General features: G+C 40.7%; 16 protein-coding genes and 2 pseudogenes. 7 read left to right on the top strand and 11 right to left on the bottom strand.

What is annotated here, in order from left to right:
• Positions 1-84: 84 nt before the first annotated feature.
• Both LZP46_RS01680 and LZP46_RS01675 read right to left on the bottom strand, forming a co-directional pair.
• Complete coding sequence (locus LZP46_RS01680; protein ID WP_070155466.1) at positions 85-357, bottom strand: hypothetical protein; 273 nt, start codon at positions 355-357, stop codon at positions 85-87.
• Between the two features lie 108 nt (positions 358-465).
• Positions 466-1,215, bottom strand: a pseudogene (locus LZP46_RS01675) (hypothetical protein).
• 253 nt (positions 1,216-1,468) lie between these two features.
• Here LZP46_RS01675 and LZP46_RS01670 point away from each other — a divergent pair.
• Positions 1,469-2,170: a DsbA family oxidoreductase gene (locus tag LZP46_RS01670; RefSeq protein ID WP_236094477.1), complete on the top strand. Its 702-nt coding sequence runs from the start codon at positions 1,469-1,471 to the stop codon at positions 2,168-2,170.
• A gap of 171 nt (positions 2,171-2,341) precedes the next feature.
• Here the strand turns inward: LZP46_RS01670 and LZP46_RS01665 are convergent.
• Positions 2,342-2,542 (bottom strand): annotated as a pseudogene (locus LZP46_RS01665) (dodecin family protein).
• Positions 2,543-2,915: 373 nt separating this feature from the next.
• Here LZP46_RS01665 and LZP46_RS01660 point away from each other — a divergent pair.
• The 4 genes from LZP46_RS01660 to LZP46_RS01645 all read left to right on the top strand — a co-directional run bounded on the left by LZP46_RS01660 (position 2,916) and on the right by LZP46_RS01645 (position 6,324).
• Positions 2,916-3,080, top strand: coding sequence for a hypothetical protein (locus tag LZP46_RS01660; protein ID WP_236094476.1), 165 nt, complete (start codon positions 2,916-2,918; stop codon positions 3,078-3,080).
• A gap of 317 nt (positions 3,081-3,397) precedes the next feature.
• Positions 3,398-3,577, top strand: coding sequence for a hypothetical protein (locus LZP46_RS01655; RefSeq protein WP_019836108.1), 180 nt, complete (start codon positions 3,398-3,400; stop codon positions 3,575-3,577).
• Between the two features lie 10 nt (positions 3,578-3,587).
• Positions 3,588-5,084, top strand: a complete 1,497-nt coding sequence (locus LZP46_RS01650; protein ID WP_236094475.1) for a hypothetical protein — start codon at positions 3,588-3,590, stop codon at positions 5,082-5,084.
• Between the two features lie 94 nt (positions 5,085-5,178).
• Positions 5,179-6,324 (top strand): hypothetical protein, encoded by a 1,146-nt coding sequence (locus LZP46_RS01645; RefSeq protein ID WP_236094474.1) that lies wholly within the window; start codon positions 5,179-5,181, stop codon positions 6,322-6,324.
• Positions 6,325-6,464: 140 nt separating this feature from the next.
• On the opposite strand, the gene htpG is transcribed toward LZP46_RS01645, so the two are convergent.
• The 5 genes from htpG to LZP46_RS01620 form a co-directional block, all read right to left on the bottom strand.
• Positions 6,465-8,381, bottom strand: coding sequence for a molecular chaperone HtpG (gene htpG / locus LZP46_RS01640; protein WP_236094473.1), 1,917 nt, complete (start codon positions 8,379-8,381; stop codon positions 6,465-6,467).
• A 94-nt stretch (positions 8,382-8,475) separates the two neighbouring features.
• On the bottom strand, positions 8,476-8,820 hold the full coding sequence (locus tag LZP46_RS01635) for a lysozyme inhibitor LprI family protein (RefSeq protein ID WP_236094472.1): 345 nt from the start codon (positions 8,818-8,820) through the stop codon (positions 8,476-8,478).
• A gap of 173 nt (positions 8,821-8,993) precedes the next feature.
• Positions 8,994-9,599 (bottom strand): OmpW/AlkL family protein, encoded by a 606-nt coding sequence (locus LZP46_RS01630; protein WP_236094471.1) that lies wholly within the window; start codon positions 9,597-9,599, stop codon positions 8,994-8,996.
• A gap of 572 nt (positions 9,600-10,171) precedes the next feature.
• Complete coding sequence (locus tag LZP46_RS01625) at positions 10,172-11,548, bottom strand: Na+/H+ antiporter family protein (RefSeq protein ID WP_236094470.1); 1,377 nt, start codon at positions 11,546-11,548, stop codon at positions 10,172-10,174.
• Between the two features lie 90 nt (positions 11,549-11,638).
• Positions 11,639-12,529 carry an alpha/beta fold hydrolase gene (locus tag LZP46_RS01620; RefSeq protein ID WP_236094469.1) on the bottom strand — a complete coding sequence of 297 codons (891 nt, stop codon included), beginning with the start codon at positions 12,527-12,529 and terminating at the stop codon, positions 11,639-11,641.
• 121 nt (positions 12,530-12,650) lie between these two features.
• Here LZP46_RS01620 and LZP46_RS01615 point away from each other — a divergent pair, with 121 nt between their 5' ends.
• On the top strand, positions 12,651-13,136 hold the full coding sequence (locus LZP46_RS01615; protein ID WP_178318326.1) for a DUF4442 domain-containing protein: 486 nt from the start codon (positions 12,651-12,653) through the stop codon (positions 13,134-13,136).
• 209 nt (positions 13,137-13,345) lie between these two features.
• Positions 13,346-14,197, top strand: a complete 852-nt coding sequence (locus tag LZP46_RS01610; RefSeq protein WP_236094468.1) for an alpha/beta hydrolase — start codon at positions 13,346-13,348, stop codon at positions 14,195-14,197.
• Between the two features lie 102 nt (positions 14,198-14,299).
• On the opposite strand, the gene LZP46_RS01605 is transcribed toward LZP46_RS01610, so the two are convergent.
• The 3 genes from LZP46_RS01605 to rpoC all read right to left on the bottom strand — a co-directional run bounded on the left by LZP46_RS01605 (position 14,300) and on the right by rpoC (position 19,677).
• Positions 14,300-14,656: a hypothetical protein gene (locus LZP46_RS01605; RefSeq protein WP_004975789.1), complete on the bottom strand. Its 357-nt coding sequence runs from the start codon at positions 14,654-14,656 to the stop codon at positions 14,300-14,302.
• 109 nt (positions 14,657-14,765) lie between these two features.
• Complete coding sequence (locus tag LZP46_RS01600; protein ID WP_154321134.1) at positions 14,766-15,326, bottom strand: hypothetical protein; 561 nt, start codon at positions 15,324-15,326, stop codon at positions 14,766-14,768.
• Between the two features lie 151 nt (positions 15,327-15,477).
• Entirely contained in the window at positions 15,478-19,677 is a 4,200-nt protein-coding gene (rpoC, locus tag LZP46_RS01595) for a DNA-directed RNA polymerase subunit beta' (protein WP_236094467.1), read from the bottom strand.
• Between the last annotated feature and the right edge of the window lie 19 nt (positions 19,678-19,696).

The raw sequence follows: 19,696 nt of genomic DNA, 5'->3' as shown, positions 1-19,696 counted from the left end.
ACTGTTCTGATTTTTAAATTTTATTCTTTTGCATTGTTATCTTGAAGACTAAATGGCTGATCGGTTGTGATTCACCTGCACGGCTTAAACCAACAACTCTCCCATCAACCAGGTCATATAGCGTTCTTTGTCCATAAAATCTGGGGCGCTGCCTGTATCCAAGCAGTAATATTGCTGATTAAATTCAATCACAATTTGTTCAGTCTGATGCCAATCTTCAACCAAACGAAAGTGCTGATTAAAGAAGTAACGGTTCTTGCCCCAATTATTTAAATTTTCGAGTTTCGGGTAGTTCTTATTTTCTAAGAATTGCAAATACAGTTGTTGAATATCATCAAAGACTTGAATGTTGTTCATATCGGACCTGCCTAGCTGAGCCATTAAATCAACAGGCACAGTTTAGGCAAGAGATTTGAACGACAGATGACATTCTTTTGACAATTTGATGTAAGGATTTGCTAGGCCTTATAACTTGCTTTCCAGTGCACGCTGATGCTGCTGACTGATCTCTTGCATTTGCGTATTGAGTTGCACCATCTCTTGATATACGGTATTAAATTCTTTCAAGGCTGCATCTTCATAAAACATAAAGGTATTGTTTTTGAGCTCCCATTTGTTGTTTTTTAAAATTGCAAACAACACATACGCCTTACCCAAATTTTTCTTTTCTAATTCAAATAATGCGTGTCCTTGGTCATTATGGCGGCTTTCTAGCAAAGATTCTGCTAAATGACGGCGCAAATTATGATTGATTTCAAGATTCTCAATTTGCTCTAGAGCCATCGCTTCATGCTGTTCTAAATGCTCCTGATACAGCTATACCATGGCACGCACTTGCACTAACATGGCTTCGGTATCGGCATAGTCTTGTTTTTTGTCTGCAGCAAGTCGTTGAGGATTTAAAAACTGATCCCAATTCAAGGCTTTTAATTCACGCAAATAACTATTACGCGCTTCGGCACTTTGTACCATGTGACTCAACACAAAACTTGCCATAATTTGATAGTCGCCATCTAAACGATTATCTTTTAAGTCAATTTGAATCGGTTTAGACCAATCCTGTGCCTGTACAAAAATCTGTTCAGCTTTTTCATGAATCACATTTTGATAGGCGTGCAATTGAGTGACTTGTTTTTGCTGCTGTTGATATTGATAAAACATCCCGCCAAAAATCAGCAGCGTTACACATCCAATGATTAGCACTATCCGTCGCATGAGTGCCCTCTTATTTTTTAGTATTTGCAATATCTTAGCGTGAAGCCTGTCACATTTGTATAGCATTTTATGCTTATTTTCTAATGCAGCCATTAGAATATAGTGAAATAAATCAATTCATTTATACCTTTATATGATTCTGTATCCATGACGCTATTTAACCAGACGCTCAAAAATATGTTTAGCATCGCTTTATGCTTTAAATTTTATGTAACATCCCCATCTTAGTAAAAAACAGAATTTGAGATTATTCATGCGCGTTGATATTTGGTCAGATATTGTTTGTCCGTTTTGCTATATCGGCAAAAAACGTTTGGAAGCTGCTGCTGAAGAGGCAGGTGTGGAATTAGAAGTGCATTGGCACAGCTTTGAACTTGACCCAGATGCACCACCGCGTCAGGAAGTATCTAATTCAGAGCGTTTAGCACAAAAATATGGGCGCAGCCTTGCCGAAGTAAAAGAAATGCAGCGTAATATTGCCGAAATGGCAAAAGCTGAAGGTATTGACTTTCAATGGGAAAATGCCAACTCAGGCAACACCTTTAATGCCCATCGCTTGGTGCATTTGGCACAAAGCAAAGGCTTGGGCAACGAAGCCAAAGAAGCTTTTTTCTATAGCTATATGACCCAAGGTTTAGCAATTGGCGAACGTGAAACACTCGAAGATGTTGCATCACGAATCGGGCTGAATCCTGTAGAAGTGGATGATGTTCTAGATTCTGACGAATATGCCGACTTTGTAAAATTTGACCAAGAAGTTGCACGTGAACAATTAAACGTTACTGGCGTACCGTTCTTTGTGTTTGATCAGCGTATTGCTTTAGCTGGTGCGCAGCCACGTGAAGTCTTTGTGCAAGTACTGCAAAAAGCCCTTGAAACAGCAAGTGAGCTAGAGGTTGAAGATGCAGCAAACTGCGATGCAGAACAATGCGATCTGCCTGAACCCAAAGCATAAGCTTGAAATACAGACAAGGCTGAATAGTGTTCTTCCGGCTGATTAGACGCACAAAAAAATCCCATTACGGGATTTTTTGTGCTTTTAAAATGGGTCAAAGTTCCAGCTTTGGCCCGCAACCATGCTTCGGTTAGTTGTCATCTTACTATGCTTGGTTAATGAAGCGAGGTGTTATTCAACCAAGAAGCTAATTTTTAAATTGACCCGATACTCCGTGATTTGATTGTCTCTAATCACTACTTTTTGTTCGTTAATCCACGCGCCTTGGACATTTTTAACCGTTTCTGTCACTTTCGCGATTCCAGTTTGAATCGCGTCTTCAAAACTTTTTTAACTACTTGAATTAACTTCAACTACTTTTGCAATTGCCATGATTTTCTCACTGTCCTTTATCGTTATTGAAATTCCATCATAGATTAAAAAAACCGCACTTTTAGGTTGTTTAACCAATCGCAGCTAAAACATTACACGAATTCACACTGTCAAAAATTGTCACCATTCACCCTCATTTCAGACTTATCCAAATACAAATTTTGCAGACATCTCAACCATTTAAGCCTGCAAAAAAACTAGAGCTAAAAATCTAATATATTGTTTTATATTGTTATTTTCAGAATAATTGCCGAAATAATCATTTTGTAAATTTTAAACTTTGTTATGATTCATGTGAATTTTTAATTTCGTTCGATCTCCCTACAATGTCTAGTCTTGTGTCTAGACATAAATACTTTGGATGGACATTCCCATGAATATGTTTAAATCTGTTTTGATGGTTTCACTTCTAGCAATTGCTGCCAATGTATCTGCTCAAATTGTGCATGTACCTGATTTTCCAACGCAAAAAGTGAATACAGAATCGGCTTCATCTGAAGCTGTTGTGAATGAGCCAACTTCGCAAAAAGCCGCCTAATTTTCTCGTTGTATCCACTTAATTAATCTCTCCCATTTCTCTCCCCAAACAGCAGTCTAAATCAGGCTGCTGTTTGTTTTTCTAGTGCTAAGTTTGCTTTAAATCGTCCATGCAACATCTAAAAACTGTGTTCTACCCAATTGCTAATACTTTTTTGGCACTGTGATTTAAATTTTTTTGATTATTTTCCATATAAAAAACGCATTTTTTGTCAATAATGTCTAAAAAAGCACAAAAGCTGACAATTTTGAGCATGTATTTTTTTATTAAATCCTTATAATTAAAGTGATTTGTTTTCATTGCTATAGCAGATGCCTATGCAACAACTTCAAGCACTTATACAAAGAAAAATTCCACCTCAAGCGATTGAGGTCAACCATTTAATCGAATTAGCCAAACGCTATCCTCAACCACAATCGGCAGAATATAAATTGATTGAATTGGCGCTGAATATTGTCTTGGCCGATTATTTAGAAAAAGCACAACAACATATTTAAGTATGCATGAATGAATACACTAGAAAAATCACTGTTGATTAAAGAATTACACGACTTAACCGATGCCTTAAAGCTTAAAAGACTCAGTCTGTATGAAACTGCTAAAGCCCAAGCGCGCATTAAAGACATTTTTATGCTGTGCGATGAACCGATTTTTCAAAAACAGTTGCTCACATTTAAAGCCTTACAAAATCCAATTCAAACTGCTGCAACTTTTGCAGAACAAAGTTTATATGCCCAATCTTTTCGTGGCGTATTTACACAACTTGAAACACTTGAAGCAGCACTTTATCAACAGCCTGAAACAGGTTGGGCGATTTTGTATCAACCTAGAGCAGGTTGGCAAATTTGGTTAATTCCTGCTGCTGAACGCACTGCTCTACTCAGCGAATTCCAAGATTTAGAGCAGGTCTATCGCTGGATGCTGCAACAGCAGCAACAATATCACTGCCTTCAAACCGATGCTGAACTGAAGCAAGCTGCTGTGCTAGAAACTGCTCAAACTCAGCCAGTCTTTGTCACTGCAGACTTGGAAGAAAATAAAGCTGCAGATCCGCCAATTCAATTTGACTTTATTAGAGACCACATCGCTACAGAAGAAGTTGCCTCGTCTGATACTCAAGTTTTGGACGTGGCTAAAGATGAACTTACAATTGAACCGACAGCAGACCAAACGATCATTTCCAACGCAATACTGAATACAACTCAGCCTGATGCAACGACAATAGATACTGCCCAGATGACGGCTGGCACACAAAAACCAAGCGTCAACCCAGCTTATAATCTATTGTTAAACCAATATAGCTGCCCAATTTCTGCGCTCAATCTTAGCCAAAATGAGTCAGCACAGTTGTATCGGGTCTTTTTGCCTGAAGCGCCAGAAGTCACGCAATATGCCGATGTATTGGTGCATTTGTCTGATCCTGAAGAAGACCAGGAACAGCTGTTGGCGCGTACGGTATATATAGCAGAACAAACCAATACGCAAGGGCACTTTATTAAATATCTGGTGTTGCTTGGCGCATTCGATCAAATGCAAGCGATTCGTTTGACTCAAAACTTTTGCCAACAGTTTGAACATGAAATTGCAGCAATACGTGAAATTTATTGGGAAAAATTACAAGAAAATTTATTTGATTTTAATCAGCTTTTTCAATGCTATAGTGTTGATGCTCAAATCGTGTGGCAACAAGTGCATTATTTTCCTTTCATTCCGAAACAACACATTCAAACTACCAAATTTATTCAGTTCGAAGAAAGTGAAGCACAGAGTCATACTCCTTTGATTTTACTGAAAGAACGACAAAAAATTCGTGTGATTCATGGTCAAAAGCGTTTACAACTGTCCCGTACAGAACAAGCTGTACCACATATTTTATTAGATCGGCAACAAGGTATGAGTTGGCAAATGATTCAAAAAGTCATTTCTCAATTACAACAACCGATTGATGCTATACAATTGTGGCAAGCACTTCAAATGTATCAAGAAAAAGAGATTTCTGCCTAAAAACTGCCGTTTATATTATGATTTTGTAGCCAAGTCTTGCTTTTATCTTATAGATTTTCAACACTAGCAAAAATGGCTTAAAGATCAGTAAATAATGTCAAGAATAAAGCACACATCGCCTTTTATATTAAGCTGTCTCTTAAGTGGGGTCGCAGGCACCGCTTTTGCACAAGAATCATCTCAAGAAGTGGATCAAGCTTATACGTCACTGCCACCTTATGAATTGCCTGTCGCTCCGCCAAGTGCAGTAGATAAAAACAGTTTTTATTACACCATTCCACGTTGGATTGATTCCACACCGACGGTGTTACCCGAACAATCCAATGAACCCATTGTACCTCCCACCGCAGAAACAGAACATTTAACCTGGTTCGATCAACGACAAAAAAATATTCGTAATTGGGCCGATAAAACGGCACTTAAACTGGACAACTGGTTTGGTGAACCAAGCCCTGAACAGCCTGCCTCAGCTACTTTACGGGTTTTGGTCGATAGCAGTTGGGACAAGCATAATGAATATGAAGTCAAACCTCGTATTCGCGGAAAAATCAAACTGCCTACGCTTGAAAATAAACTCAGTGTCGTTTTTGGTGATGACTCACTGGATAACGAATTGCAAAATAACATCGCTATTACTAACGAAAACCCAGCGCATGCTGCAGACAAAACTGTAGACAGTAAACGTAGCCGTGAAGACAACAGTTCTTTGGCATTACGCTGGTCTAACTTTGCCGATCGTCTGCCTTTTGAAACAGATGTCGATTTAGGGGTGCGTTCTGGCGATGATATATATTTGCGTTTAAAAGCCAGTAAAGACTGGGCCTTAGAAAATGATTTCTCTTTTCATGCCGAACAAATTTACCGTTATGGCATCGACAGTGAAAATTATCTCAGAACCAACTTGGAGCTAACACACGCCCGTCCCAATCAAGCGTTCTTGTCCAATCAATTTAGCTTGACCTATGCCGATGAACAAGAGGATGATTTGGTTTGGGACAACTACACCTTTAGACAACATCAATTCTTTGCAGGTAACCGTTTTAACTACGGCATTTATACAGGCGGTTATTATCACGATGATGACTTACGTTTAAATCGATGGGGGCCATTTGTCTCTTGGCGTCAACCATTTTTACGTGAATGGTTCTTTATTCAGGGCGATGTCAATTATTTAAATGATGATCGCGCAGATCGTAGTCATTATCTCGGTGCTTTAGTGCGTTTAGAAGCCATTTTCTAAACAGGTAACATCTACAATCAATCCAAATTAAAAAACCAAGTCTTGCGAACAGGACTTGGTTTTTTTGCAAGATGATTTTGCAAAATGACGATGCATTATTTGGACAACGCATCCTCAATCACGTTCATGCGAAAACAGTCTTACTTTAACAGCAAGCTATTAATACGTTTCACATATTCCGCTGGGTCTTCGGGCAAACCACCTTCAGCAATTACAGCCTGATCAAAAATCACATGCGCTAAATCATCAAATTGATTTGAGTCCTGTAATTTTTTCACCAAGGGATGCTCTGGATTGATTTCCAAAGTTGGCTTCATATCAGGTACAGCTTGTCCTGCATCCTTCAACATACGAATCAATTGTGGCGAGAGCTCACCTTCACCTGTCACTAAGCAGGCAGGTGAATCGACCAAACGTGTCGTTACACGTACTTCTTTGGTTTTACCACTTAAAGATGCTGACAATTGCTCGATCACAGGTTTAAATTGTTCTGCGGCTGCGTCTAAGGCTTTTTTCTCTTCGGCATCTTGTAGGTCGCCTAAATCGACTGCACCTTTAGACACGTTTTGCATTGGCGTGCCATCAAACTCATGCACAAAGTTCATAGCCCACTCATCTACGCGTTCTGCCATCAACAACACTTCAATGCCTTTTTTCTTAAATAGCTCCAACTGTGGAGAATGCTTTGCTGCGTTCAGGTTATCTGCAGTAACGTAGTAAATCGCTTTCTGGCCTTCTTTCATTCGCGCTTTATAGTCCGCCAATGAGGTACTGATGTCATCATTGCTTGAAGTGGCATAGCGTAATAATTTCAGGATACGCTCACGGTTACCAAAGTCTTCGCCTAAGCCTTCTTTTAAGACTGAACCAAATTCTTGATAGAATTGCTTAAATTTTTCTTGGTCTTTTTCATCTTCAGACTTGGCCAGATTATCCAACATGGTCAACACACGACGGGTATTGCCTTCGCGAATGGTTTTCACATCACGGCTTTCTTGCAATAATTCACGGCTCACGTTCAACGGCAAATCGGCGCTATCCACCACACCTTGCACAAAGCGCAGATAATTAGGAATCAGGTTGTCTGCCTCATCCATAATAAATACGCGTTTCACATACAATTTAATTCCCGCTTTGGCTTCACGGGTAAAAATGTTGTGCGGTGCTTTACTTGGTACATACAACAACTGGGTGTATTCAGTACTGCCTTCAACGCGGTTATGCGCCCATGCCAATGGTGCGTCAAAATCGTGACTGAGGTTTTTATAAAACTCGATGTACTGTTCTTCGCTAATTTCGTTTTTATTGCGCGTCCACAACGCACTGGCCGAATTAATCGTTTCCCATTCATCAGTTTTCACATACTGACCTGCTTTCGGTGTTTCACCTTCAGCGGATTCTTCTTGCTGCCATACTTCTTTCTGCATTTGAATTGGCAAACTGATGTGATCAGAGTATTTATTGATAATCTGCTTAACTTTGTAGCTTTCTAAATAATCCAGTGCATCATCACGCAAATGCAAAATAATATCAGTACCCCGTTCTGCTTTACGAATTTGCTCAACATCAAACTCGCCAGTACCCGCACTGCTCCAACGCACGGCTTCATCTGCAGCCAATCCCGCACGGCGTGATTCTACGGTAATTTTATCCGCCACGATAAAACCTGAATAAAAACCAACACCAAATTGACCAATCAATTGCGCATCGGCTTTTTGGTCGCCGGTCAATTTCGACATAAAGTCTTTGGTGCCCGATTTGGCAATGGTACCTAAATGCTCAATCGCTTCCTGTTGGCTTAGACCAATGCCGTTATCTGAAATGGTTATGGTTTTCTTGTCTTGATCTAAGCGAATACGTACACGTAAATCAGGATCATTTTCATAATATTCAGGATGATTGATACCCTCAAAACGTAATTTGTCGCAAGCATCTGATGCGTTAGAAATCAGTTCACGCAAGAAGATTTCAGGGTTGGAATAAAGAGAATGGGTCACCAAATGTAATAACTGCGCCACTTCGGCTTGGAAACTGTGTTTTTGGCTTTGCTCGCTCATTCATCACTCCTTAAATTCATACACATGGTTATTGTTGGATGTGTTAATGAATTGGAGTGATTGCCAGATTTTTCAAGCCTAAACCCAGAAAAATTTAAAAAGGCGCACGTTGATAGACCTGATTTAAATGATCCTCTAATTTCTGCTGACGTAAATTATACACTTGGGTTAAACAATCGACTGAAGCGCCACAACGATCACGCAATTCTAACCAGCGAAATTGTTCATCACGAATTTGTGAACGGGTCCCCATAGCGACCAAACGGCTGACGATACGATAGGTGGTGGCCATTTTCACATCGGCATCATTGACCGCACGATGTTCACAAATGGCATGTTCCGTTTGTGTTTTGGCTTTCTCACAAGAAAAACTTGCTGCATGCCCCGCAACACTTAGCATTAAACCAAGACACACTAACCAACCATATTTGATCGACATGAATGAATTCCTTATTTATTGTTCTTTACTTTATCTTTCAGACTGTAAATGAACATGGCATATGCTCTCAATTTTTTCATTCGCTACATTTGTTATTTTTTGCAATAAAAAAACCCCACCCTAAAGATGGGGTTGCGCTGATTTTTATTATTATAAAAAGCTACATTTTATAATTAGAATTTGTAGCTATAACCGATGGTGTACACCATTGGGTCAATGTCTAGATCAAACTTTTTAATTCCTAATGCTGCAGCAGTATCATCAGTTAACGTAACTTCTGGACTTAGTTGTGCATAACGTGCATCAAAGAATACACCCCAGTTTTTCGCATCAGCTGGTTGGAAGTTAAAACCGATTTGACCTGCAAAACCAAAGTCTTCTTTTACATCTTTAACAACACCTTCTTCATCCCATGCAACAAATACAGTACCACCTACACCAATGTATGGTGTAAAACGAGTTGAATTTTTAAAGTGGTATTTAGCAGTTAACGTTGGCGGCAAATGCTTAATCTTCGCACCATTTTCACCATTCACTAGCACATCGTGGCTGATTGGCGTAGCCAACAATAATTCTGCAGAGATATTTTCATTAAAGAAATATTCTACAGATGGTGTAAATGCATATTCATGATCAGCTTCTACCTTCACTGCGCCATTTAGAATATCTGTATCTTGTGTTGGAGAAATAACCGAGCCACCAACTTTAACTTGCCATTGACCTGCCATAGCAGAAGCAGATATTCCCATTAATGCTATTAGAGCAACTTGCTTTAACATTTTAAAACCACCTTTAGAATAAAAATCTTAACGCTTAATTAATATTAAACACGACCACTATTAATATGCAACACATATTAAACATAATATTTTAACTATTTTATAAGCTATTCATTATTATATAAATTTATTTTAAATAGACCAAATTACTTGGTTTTAAAACCCGAGTTAATTAATAAAGTTTATATTATTATTTCCCGACTATATTACTCAATTTTATTTAAAAAATAAATTAAAAGATTTATTTAAAATACATCTTATATTTATTTAAAAATTAAACAAATTTATTTTAAATTGATTAATTCACTCAGTTTTTATATTTTCAAAAAACAAAAAACCAATAAAAATTATTAAAATTAAATAAAGAGAATTAAAATCACCTTCATTCTAATATTAGAAGTTAATTACAACGAAAATGAATCATTCTGTTTGAAGATTTTAAATCGTGTATTGAGATTCAATCGGCAGATGCAAGGATGAATTTGAGAAAGATTCTTCTTGTCGTTTTAGCACGATGCTGCAACGTGCCCAGCCTATTCTGAACACGTGCGCTTACGCATTTTGGTGATGATTTACAGCACCATCGCTGCAATCCAACCAAAAATGATCAATGGGATATTAAAGTGAATAAAAGTTGGTACCACACTGTCCTTCATGTGGTCGTGCTGCCCATCCATATTTAAGCCCGAAGTTGGCCCTAAGGTTGAATCCGATGCTGGAGAACCCGCATCTCCCAAGGCTGCTGCTGTGCCAATAATTGCAATGGTCGCGGCAGGACTAAAACCGAACTGCAAACATAAAGGCACATAAATAATTGCTAAAATAGGCACGGTAGAGAAAGACGAGCCAATCCCCAAGGTGATTAACAAACCAATCAGCAACATTAAAAATGCTGCCAAAGCTTTGCTATTGCCAATCCATTCCACGGAAGCTTCCACCAATGCAGGTACTTGATTGGTGGCTTCAATCACTGCCGCGAAACCTTGTGCAGCAATCATAATAAAGCCGATGAGTGCCATCATCCGCATACCGGTAATAATCACATCATCCGCTTCTTTCCATTTGAAAATTCCTGCACAGCTTAAAATGGCAACACCCACCAAACCTGCCAGAATCATCGAATCTGAATACAATTGCACTGCTAAGGTTGCAATAATCGCAAACACTGCCATCCACAAGGTAAATTTAGCAATTTGTGGTGCTTGTAAGCTTGACGCGGCGGTATTTGCATTGAGTTCACTCGAAATGCTTTGAGTACGTTCTATTTGCACATCTAGATAGTGTCGTGGGTTGCGATAACTTACAAATAACGCGATCAATAGCCCAATAAACATCCCAAACACAGGAATAAACATGGCAGCAGGAATATCTTCATTTTGAATGGCAAAACCATACGGAGCACCAAAGGTGTTGATATTGTGCGCCAAAATATCATTCAGAAAGATTGCACCGAAACCGACAGGAACAAACATATAGGTGGCAACCAAACCAAAAGTCAGCAAACAAGCCACTGCACGACGGTCTAGGTTTAAATGATTGAAAACACTTAATAAAGGTGGAATCAATACAGGAATAAATGCAATATGCACTGGAATCAAGTTTTGTGAGAAGACCGCTGCTAAAGCCACGGTAAAATAAATCAGATATTTAACGCGGTTTTGTACCTTAGTATTACTGCTACCTGTTAAGGTGCGAATCAGTTTATACGCCAATAAGTCTGGTAAACCTGACCGTGCCAAAGCCAAAGCAAATGCACCTAAAATACCGTAAGCAAGGGCAATTTTAGCGCCACCACCTAAGCCATCATTAAACGCATCTAAAGTGCCTTGTAAACCTAAACCAGCCAGTAAACCACCTGAAACTGCGCCAATGACCAAGGCAAAAACCACAGGCACACGAGCCAACGACAATCCGAACATGATTGAAATGGCAGCAAGAATTGCGAACATAAGAGATGAAATTCAAAAAAGAAGCTATTTTATCAGAGATTATGCAGATTGGAGTTGACCATACACTCAACTCCGACAAGCGTTTCTGATTTAAATTACTGCAGCATGTGAATTTGAATGACCTAAGGCAAAGTCACGGATAGCTGTAGCAACAGCTTGTGGCTGACTAAGAATTGCCCAATGATTGGCAGCCAATTCTACACGTTGAAAATCATCTACCCAATGCGACATTTCATCAATCAATTCAATACCTACAAATTGATCATATTTCAAGACAATAGCTTGCACAGGGCAAATTGCGTAACGCTGCCGCGGCTTCAATAAACGTGGCATGAAATTAGCGCGATATAAATTGACGCCATATCGCCCATCTTTACGGATATTAGGATTGACCGGAATATCTTGATCACGTTCTAGACGCATCACTACCTGACGCCATTGTTCAGGTTGAAAGAACTGCCAAACTGTAGGCGCAAGTGCAGGAAGTTGAAAGGCAGCAATATACCAAGATTTACACATTTGTTTGAAAAATTTAATTTTATTTTCAGAAAACTGCTTACGCATCCAAAACGCTGCATGATCCAAACATGGTCCTGAAATACTACTGTAAGATAAAATTCGTCCTTTTAAATCTGGATCAGTTACAACTTCCCAAGACTGAATTGAACCCCAGTCATGAGCTGCCAAGTGAAATGCACGCTGCCCCAAAACGGCATTAGCAACAGCCATTAAATCTGCAGCCAATTGAGCCAAGCTATAGGCACGAATGGATTTGGGAATGGAGGATTGTCCCGCACCACGTACATCGTAACTCACCACATAAAAATCTTGTACCAACACGGCAATCACGCGTTCCCAGACTACTTGGTTATCTGGATAGCCATGCAGCAAAATCAATGCAGGTGCTTTTTTTTCACCCCAAGTTTTGACACAAAGCTGTTGTCGATCAGAGGTTTCAATCCATTGCGTTTGTGCTTGCATAAAGATCCTGTTGGTTTTTGTTGACATGATTGCTGTTGAGAATAATAAAATATGCCATTGGCTTGCTCAAATTTCATACTAATATAAAAGACAATCTACTCTAGGCTCTATAAAATTTCCCATGAATCTCATCAAAAAATTGCAGCAACTTCCTATCGTTTCTAAATACTTTTTAAATCGTTACCCTCCCTATCGGGGTGCAGGTATTGAAATTGATCAAATCGATTTAGCCAACCACCATGTCCGTGTCAAAATGCCACTCACCCGCAAAAATCAAAATATTGTCGGCGTACATTTTGGCGGCAGCCTCTATTCCATGGTCGATCCCTTTTATATGCTCATTCTGATGCATCACTTGGGTTCAACATATATTGTTTGGGATAAAGCGGCAACGATTCATTTCCTCGCCCCAGGACGCAGTACGGTGTATGCCGATATTCGCCTGAGTGCCGCTGAAGTCGAGGAAATCAAACAACTCGCAGAAGACTATGCGCCTGTTACACGTCAATATACGCTCAATATTGTCGATGAATCAGGCGTACGAATTGCAGAAGTGCATAAAACGTTATATATCCGACGTAAAAAGCCCAAAGCCGTAGCAACGTAATTTTTTAGCTCACATAAAAACGCAGAATCTAATGATTCTGCGTTGTTGGTAATATTATTTTAATCAAAAGACAAAAAGATCAATGTCACCGACAAACTTCTCTACTCTTTTTGAGCAGGTATGAATTAATTAACGTATTACAGTTGATACATCAGTGGATCATAAAAATTATAAACATTGATAGTATTTAAAATTAAAGGATTATTAAAATGAAAAAAAATCTTGTGCCAATCTTTTCCCTACTTTGTTTCTATTCATCGACATCCCTCCATGCTTTGGAGCCGAATACATTTACCAAAGTGCAGACTTTGAAAAATGTGGCTTATGGATCTCATCCTCAACAAGTGATGGATGTCTATTTCCCTGCCAAAGTACTCACAGATCAAACACCAGCCCCGCTCATGATGATGGTCCATGGCGGTGCTTGGAAAATGGGTGATAAAAATCATGCTGCTGTGGTCAAAAATAAACTGAGTTACTGGACCAAGCAAAACTGGATTTTTGTGTCTATCAACTATAGATTAGTTCCGGATGTGACCGTACAGCAGCAAACTCAGGATATCGCCCAAGCGCTTATTTATATCCAAAATCAGGCACCGCATTGGCATGCTGACTCAAAACACTTGGTACTTATGGGGCATTCCGCGGGCGCACACCTGGTCAGTCTATTAACCGTTCGCCCCCATTGGCTAGCACCCCAGCCACAGCCTTGGCGTGCTACTGTTGCTTTAGATAGCGCGGCTTATGATATAGAAAAGATAATGCAAACACGTCATGCACGTTTTTATGATCAAGCCTTTGGTGATCAACCTTCCAAATGGAAAGCCCTTTCTCCGATAGCTCAGCTACATCAAGCTTTACCTGCATTCCTCGCGGTGTGTTCAACCATCCGTACAGACCAACCCTGTACTCAAGCTCGACAATTTATTCAACAAGCACAGAAATTCGGAACTCAAACCCAGTTATTGCCTGTCCGACTTTCACATGCTGAAATCAACAAGTCATTGGGACAAAATAATGCTTATACTCAAGCAGTCAATCAATTTATCCAAACGCATTAATTTTTCAGCTTGCGTATAAAAAACGCAGAATCATAAGATTCTGCGTTGGATCTACTGAAATATAAGTACTTCAGTAGGATGGCATGGCTGTTCGTATTCAGATTAACGCTTTTGCTCGATGGCTGCACCAGCACCACCACCAACAGCACCACCGATTGCAGCGCCTGCATTACCACCTATCACTTCTTTACCTAAAATTGAACCAATCGCACCGCCAATTCCACTATAGGTTGCGTTACGGTTAGAACCATCTTGGGTTTTACTTCCAACTGCCGCACCTGCACCTGCGCCGGCTGCTGCACCAACACTACCACCTACGCTGTTACCCGCTGCGCCACCAACGGCACCGCCTAATGCTGCAGCACCAATACGTTGGTCATTAGAACTCATGCTTTCACAACCCGCCATTAACATGGTCGATACTGTGGCAATTGCCAATACACTCAATACTTTTTTCATCGCGATGTCTCCCCGCTGTTGTTGATTTTAAGTGTAGTGCATCTTGCGGCATCAACTTTGAAAAATCTGTTACCAAGCACAGTAAGATATGAGTATTTCTGTAAAATGCTTAAGGCATCATAAAGGATTCTGTACCCTCTTCTTCAAGTACCACCACATCACGTGTGGTTTTACCATCTTCAGTAAACACAGCATGAGAAACTGTTTCTTTGCTTTCAGGCGTTTTGACCCGATCCAGTTTTAATGTGCGATGAATTGGCGCCTGCCCCTGCTTATATTCCATGCCTTCTGCATCAATCGTTTTCACTTCAGAAATGACTTTACCATCCTGCTTTAGGGTTTTATTCAACTCAATTTTTGAGGTTGGTACAATCACCCCACCTTTTTGAATCACAGGAATACCCAATTGTTTCTCTGAAAACTGTGCTTGATCATCATCAAAAACAACTTCCTTTGCCACAATATCTTTACCCTGATTGCTCACTTCAAAAATCGTGGCTTCTACATGGCGTATAGGCTTTTCACCTGTCACTGTACGAATCACTTCAGTTTTTAGAATAGGCACAATGGCTTTGTCTTTCACCACAATGCTGTTTGGCATTGGTGCAGCCGAAACAGACACACTCAGTAGCATTGCCGATAAACACAGTGTCAGTCCTCTAAATTGCATAAGCTATCCCCTTAGTTTTCTTGATATTTTTAAATTGTTCTTAATTCACTATATGCAATATTGCGGCTTTATTAAAGCAAAATATGCAACTAAAACGTTGGCAAAAAAAAGACGCCTCGAAAGGCGTCTTTAAATGATGCTTTAAAACGAATTAGAGATCGTTGAATTCATCGCTAAATGCTTGGCTTAATGCTTGGTCTACATCAGAGAAGTCATTAACCAACGCGATTTCTGCAGCTTCAGCTTCCTGACGACGACGTTCCAAGTGGTACGCAAGACCAGTACCTGCAGGAATCAAACGACCTACAACCACGTTCTCTTTCAAGCCACGTAAGTCATCTTCTTTACCTGTTACAGCCGCTTCAGTTAACACACGTGTTGTTTCCTGGAACGATGCAGCAGAAATGAACGAGTCAGTTGAAAGCGATGCTTTGGTAATACCCATCAATTGACGTTCAAACTTCGCTGGGAACTTGTTTTGTGCAAGTACAGCTTGGTTTTCTTGTACCACTCGGATGTAATCCACTTGCTCGCCTTTGATGAAGCTCGTATCGCCACCATCAGTGATCTCAACTTTACGCAACATTTGACGTACGATCACTTCAATGTGCTTGTCGTTGATTTTTACACCTTGTAAGCGGTATACGTCTTGAACTTCGTTCACGATGTAATTAGTCAACGCCACTTCACCTTTCAAGCGTAAGATGTCATGTGGATTCTGTGGACCGTCAGAAATGGTCTCACCACGGTTCACATGCTCGCCTTCGAACACGTTCATGGTACGCCATTTTGGAATCAACTCTTCATAAATCTCAGAGCCATCATCCGGTGTAATCACTAAACGGTTCTTACCTTTGGTTTCTTTACCAAAGCTCACGATACCTGAAACTTCTGCAAGAATCGCATGCTCTTTTGGTTTACGTGCTTCAAACAAGTCTGCAACGCGTGGTAAACCACCAGTAATATCACGAGTACGTGAAGATTCTTGTGGTACACGACCAATAACGTCACCCACACCAATACTTTCGCCATCACGGATAGAGAGAATCGTGTTTTGCGGCAAGAAGTAGAATTGTTCACCACCATCCACAGTGTCTAATACGACTGCAGGACGTAAGTCTTTACCTGACGCAGGACGCGAAGTCACTGGCAAGATTTCAACTGTAGTCATACCTGTTGCATCATCTGTTTTCGAGGTTGCGGTCACGCCATCAGCAATTTGGCTGAAACGGATTTTACCTGCAACTTCGGTCACAAGTGGATGCGTGTGTGGATCCCAAGTCGCGACAATACCGCCAGCTTCTACCGCTTCACCATCTTTCAGCAAGATTGATGCACCGTATGGCAGTTTATAACGTTCACGCTCACGACCCAGCTCATCGGCAATACCAATTTCACCTGAACGTGAAACAGAGACCAAGTGACCTTTAGCGTGTTGTACAGTTTTTACGTTATGGAAACGTACGGTACCTTTATTGCGCACTTGTACGCTGTTCGCTGCTGAAGTTCGGCTTGCTGCACCACCCACGTGGAATGTACGCATGGTTAACTGAGTACCTGGCTCGCCAATCGATTGCGCAGCCATAACACCTACAGATTCACCTGGGTTCACCAAGTGTCCGCGTGCAAGGTCACGACCATAACATTTCGCACACACACCGAAGCTCGATTCACATGACACGACTGAACGTACTTTCACTTCATCAACGCCTTGCTCTTCCAAGAAGTTCGCAAGTTTTTCATCAATGAGTGTATTACGTGGGAGAATTACTTCGTCTGAACCTGCTTTCTTCACATCTTCAGCAGTTACACGACCTAATACACGCGTACCAAGGTTTTCAATGACATCACCACCTTGAATGAATGGTGTCATCACTAAACCGCCATACGTACCGCAATCTGGCTCTGTAATCACCAAGTCTTGTGCAACGTCAACCAAACGACGTGTCAAGTAACCTGAGTTCGCTGTTTTCAATGCAGTATCAGCCAAACCTTTACGCGCACCGTGAGTTGAAATGAAGTACTGAAGTACTGTCAAACCTTCACGGAAGTTCGCTTTAATTGGCGTTTCAATGATCGAACCATCTGGTTTCGCCATCAAACCACGCATACCCGCCAACTGACGAATCTGTGCCGCACTACCACGCGCACCAGAATCCGACATCATGTAGATCGAGTTGAATGATTTTTGCTTCTCGTCTTCACCCTGTTTGTTTTTCACAGTGGTAAATGACAAGTTGTCCATCATCGCTTTAGCAACTTGGTCGTTGGTACGTGCCCAAATATCGACTACTTTGTTATAACGCTCACCCGCAGTTACGAAACCTTGCTCGAACTGTTGTTCAATTTCACGAACTTCAGTTTCTGCTTTTTCGATAATTGCTTGTTTCTGTGGTGGAATAACCATATCTTCCATACCCACAGACACACCTGAACGCGTCGCTTGACGGAAGCCCAAGTACATTAATTGGTCTGCAAAAATAACAGTGTCTTTTAGACCCAATTTACGGTAGCAAGAGTTAATTAACTTAGAGATGTTCTTTTTGTTCATCTCAAGGTTAATTTGCTCAAAGCTTAAACCTTCAGGCACGACTTCCCAAAGCAAGCAGCGACCCGGTGTCGTGTCTACAACAATCGTTTGTTGCTCACGCTCACCATTTTCATTGATTACAGTTTGGTATACACGTGCTTTTACGCGAGCGTGTAAATCTACCTGACCTGTTGCAAGTGCACGGTTTACTTCGTGAGTATCCGCAAACACCATGCCTTCACCTTTGGCATTGATTGCATCACGTGTGATGTAATACAAGCCCAAGACCACGTCCTGAGAAGGTACGATGATTGGCTCACCGTTCGCAGGAGACAAGATATTGTTGGTCGACATCATTAACGCACGTGCTTCTAATTGTGCTTCAAGCGTTAATGGAACGTGTACCGCCATTTGGTCACCGTCAAAGTCGGCGTTAAACGCAGCACAGACAAGCGGGTGTAAACGGATCGCTTTACCTTCAATCAGGATCGGTTCAAATGCTTGCAGACCTAAACGGTGAAGCGTTGGCGCACGGTTCAACATCACTGGGTGTTGACGAATCACAGAGGCTAGTACGTCCCAAACTTCTGGAGTTTCGCGCTCAACCATTTTCTTCGCAGCTTTAATGGTGGTTGCTTGACCTGAAGCTTGTAGTTTCGCAAAGATGAATGGCTTGAATAATTCAAGTGCCATTTTCTTCGGAAGACCACACTGGTGCAGACGTAGGTTTGGACCAACGGTAATCACCGAACGACCTGAATAGTCAACACGCTTACCAAGTAAGTTTTGACGGAAACGACCTTGCTTACCTTTGATCATATCTGCCAAAGATTTAAGCGGACGTTTGTTTGAACCTGTGATTGCACGACCACGACGACCGTTATCTAACAAGGCATCAACAGACTCTTGTAACATACGTTTTTCATTACGTACGATAATGTCTGGCGCTGCAAGGTCAAGAAGACGCTTCAAACGGTTGTTACGGTTAATCACACGACGGTAAAGATCGTTCAAGTCAGAAGTCGCAAAACGACCACCTTCAAGTGGAACCAAAGGACGAAGGTCTGGTGGAAGTACTGGCAGTACATTCATCACCATCCATTCTGGCTTGTTGTTCGACTCTTTGAACGCTTCCATCAACTTCAAACGCTTAGATGCTTTTTTCAGCTTAGTTTCTGAAGTTGTTTGTGGAATTTCTTCACGTAAACGAGCAATTTCAGCTTCAAGATCGATGTCTTTTAACAAGTCTTGAACTGCTTCAGCACCCATTTTCGCAGTGAATTCATCCCCATGCTCTTCTAGCGCATTGAAGTATTCTTCGTCATTGAGAAGTTGATATTTCTCAAATGGCGTCATACCTGGGTCAGTTACTACATAAGATTCGAAATACAATACGCGCTCGATATCACGTAAAGTCATATCAAGTAATAAACCAATACGGCTTGGTAATGATTTCAAGAACCAAATGTGTGCAACTGGAGAAGCAAGTTCGATGTGACCCATACGCTCACGACGAACTTTTGCAGTCGTTACTTCAACGCCACATTTTTCACAAATGACGCCTTTGTATTTCATACGCTTGTATTTACCACACAAGCATTCGTAATCTTTTACTGGACCAAAGATTTTGGCACAGAATAAACCATCACGTTCAGGCTTAAACGTACGATAGTTAATGGTTTCTGGCTTTTTAACTTCACCGTGAGACCATGACTTAATCATTTCTGGTGACGCAAGACCAATACGGATGCGGTCAAACTCTACTGGAGCATGACCGTCTGAATCCGTCTTTTTGCGCATGATATCGAGCAAGTCTTTCAATTTTTTTCTCCGTGTGCTG

Origin of the sequence: Acinetobacter sp. SCLZS86, assembly GCF_021560715.1 — a bacterium.
Lineage (GTDB): Bacteria > Pseudomonadota > Gammaproteobacteria > Pseudomonadales > Moraxellaceae > Acinetobacter > Acinetobacter towneri_A.
The sequence above is the reverse complement of the archived record's forward strand: the minus strand, read 5'-3'. Positions and strand labels throughout refer to the sequence as shown.

Bases quoted from the DNA above. Each gene is read 5' to 3' on its own strand.
- LZP46_RS01680 (WP_070155466.1), bottom strand. From the start codon at position 357: ATGAACAACATTCAAGTCTTTGATGATATTCAACAACTGTATTTGCAA.
- LZP46_RS01670 (WP_236094477.1), top strand. From the start codon at position 1,469: ATGCGCGTTGATATTTGGTCAGATATTGTTTGTCCGTTTTGCTATATC.
- LZP46_RS01660 (WP_236094476.1), top strand. From the start codon at position 2,916: ATGAATATGTTTAAATCTGTTTTGATGGTTTCACTTCTAGCAATTGCT.
- LZP46_RS01655 (WP_019836108.1), top strand. From the start codon at position 3,398: ATGCAACAACTTCAAGCACTTATACAAAGAAAAATTCCACCTCAAGCG.
- LZP46_RS01650 (WP_236094475.1), top strand. From the start codon at position 3,588: ATGAATACACTAGAAAAATCACTGTTGATTAAAGAATTACACGACTTA.
- LZP46_RS01645 (WP_236094474.1), top strand. From the start codon at position 5,179: ATGTCAAGAATAAAGCACACATCGCCTTTTATATTAAGCTGTCTCTTA.
- htpG (WP_236094473.1), bottom strand. From the start codon at position 8,381: ATGAGCGAGCAAAGCCAAAAACACAGTTTCCAAGCCGAAGTGGCGCAG.
- LZP46_RS01635 (WP_236094472.1), bottom strand. From the start codon at position 8,820: ATGTCGATCAAATATGGTTGGTTAGTGTGTCTTGGTTTAATGCTAAGT.
- LZP46_RS01630 (WP_236094471.1), bottom strand. From the start codon at position 9,599: ATGTTAAAGCAAGTTGCTCTAATAGCATTAATGGGAATATCTGCTTCT.
- LZP46_RS01625 (WP_236094470.1), bottom strand. From the start codon at position 11,548: ATGTTCGCAATTCTTGCTGCCATTTCAATCATGTTCGGATTGTCGTTG.
- LZP46_RS01620 (WP_236094469.1), bottom strand. From the start codon at position 12,529: ATGCAAGCACAAACGCAATGGATTGAAACCTCTGATCGACAACAGCTT.
- LZP46_RS01615 (WP_178318326.1), top strand. From the start codon at position 12,651: ATGAATCTCATCAAAAAATTGCAGCAACTTCCTATCGTTTCTAAATAC.
- LZP46_RS01610 (WP_236094468.1), top strand. From the start codon at position 13,346: ATGAAAAAAAATCTTGTGCCAATCTTTTCCCTACTTTGTTTCTATTCA.
- LZP46_RS01605 (WP_004975789.1), bottom strand. From the start codon at position 14,656: ATGAAAAAAGTATTGAGTGTATTGGCAATTGCCACAGTATCGACCATG.
- LZP46_RS01600 (WP_154321134.1), bottom strand. From the start codon at position 15,326: ATGCAATTTAGAGGACTGACACTGTGTTTATCGGCAATGCTACTGAGT.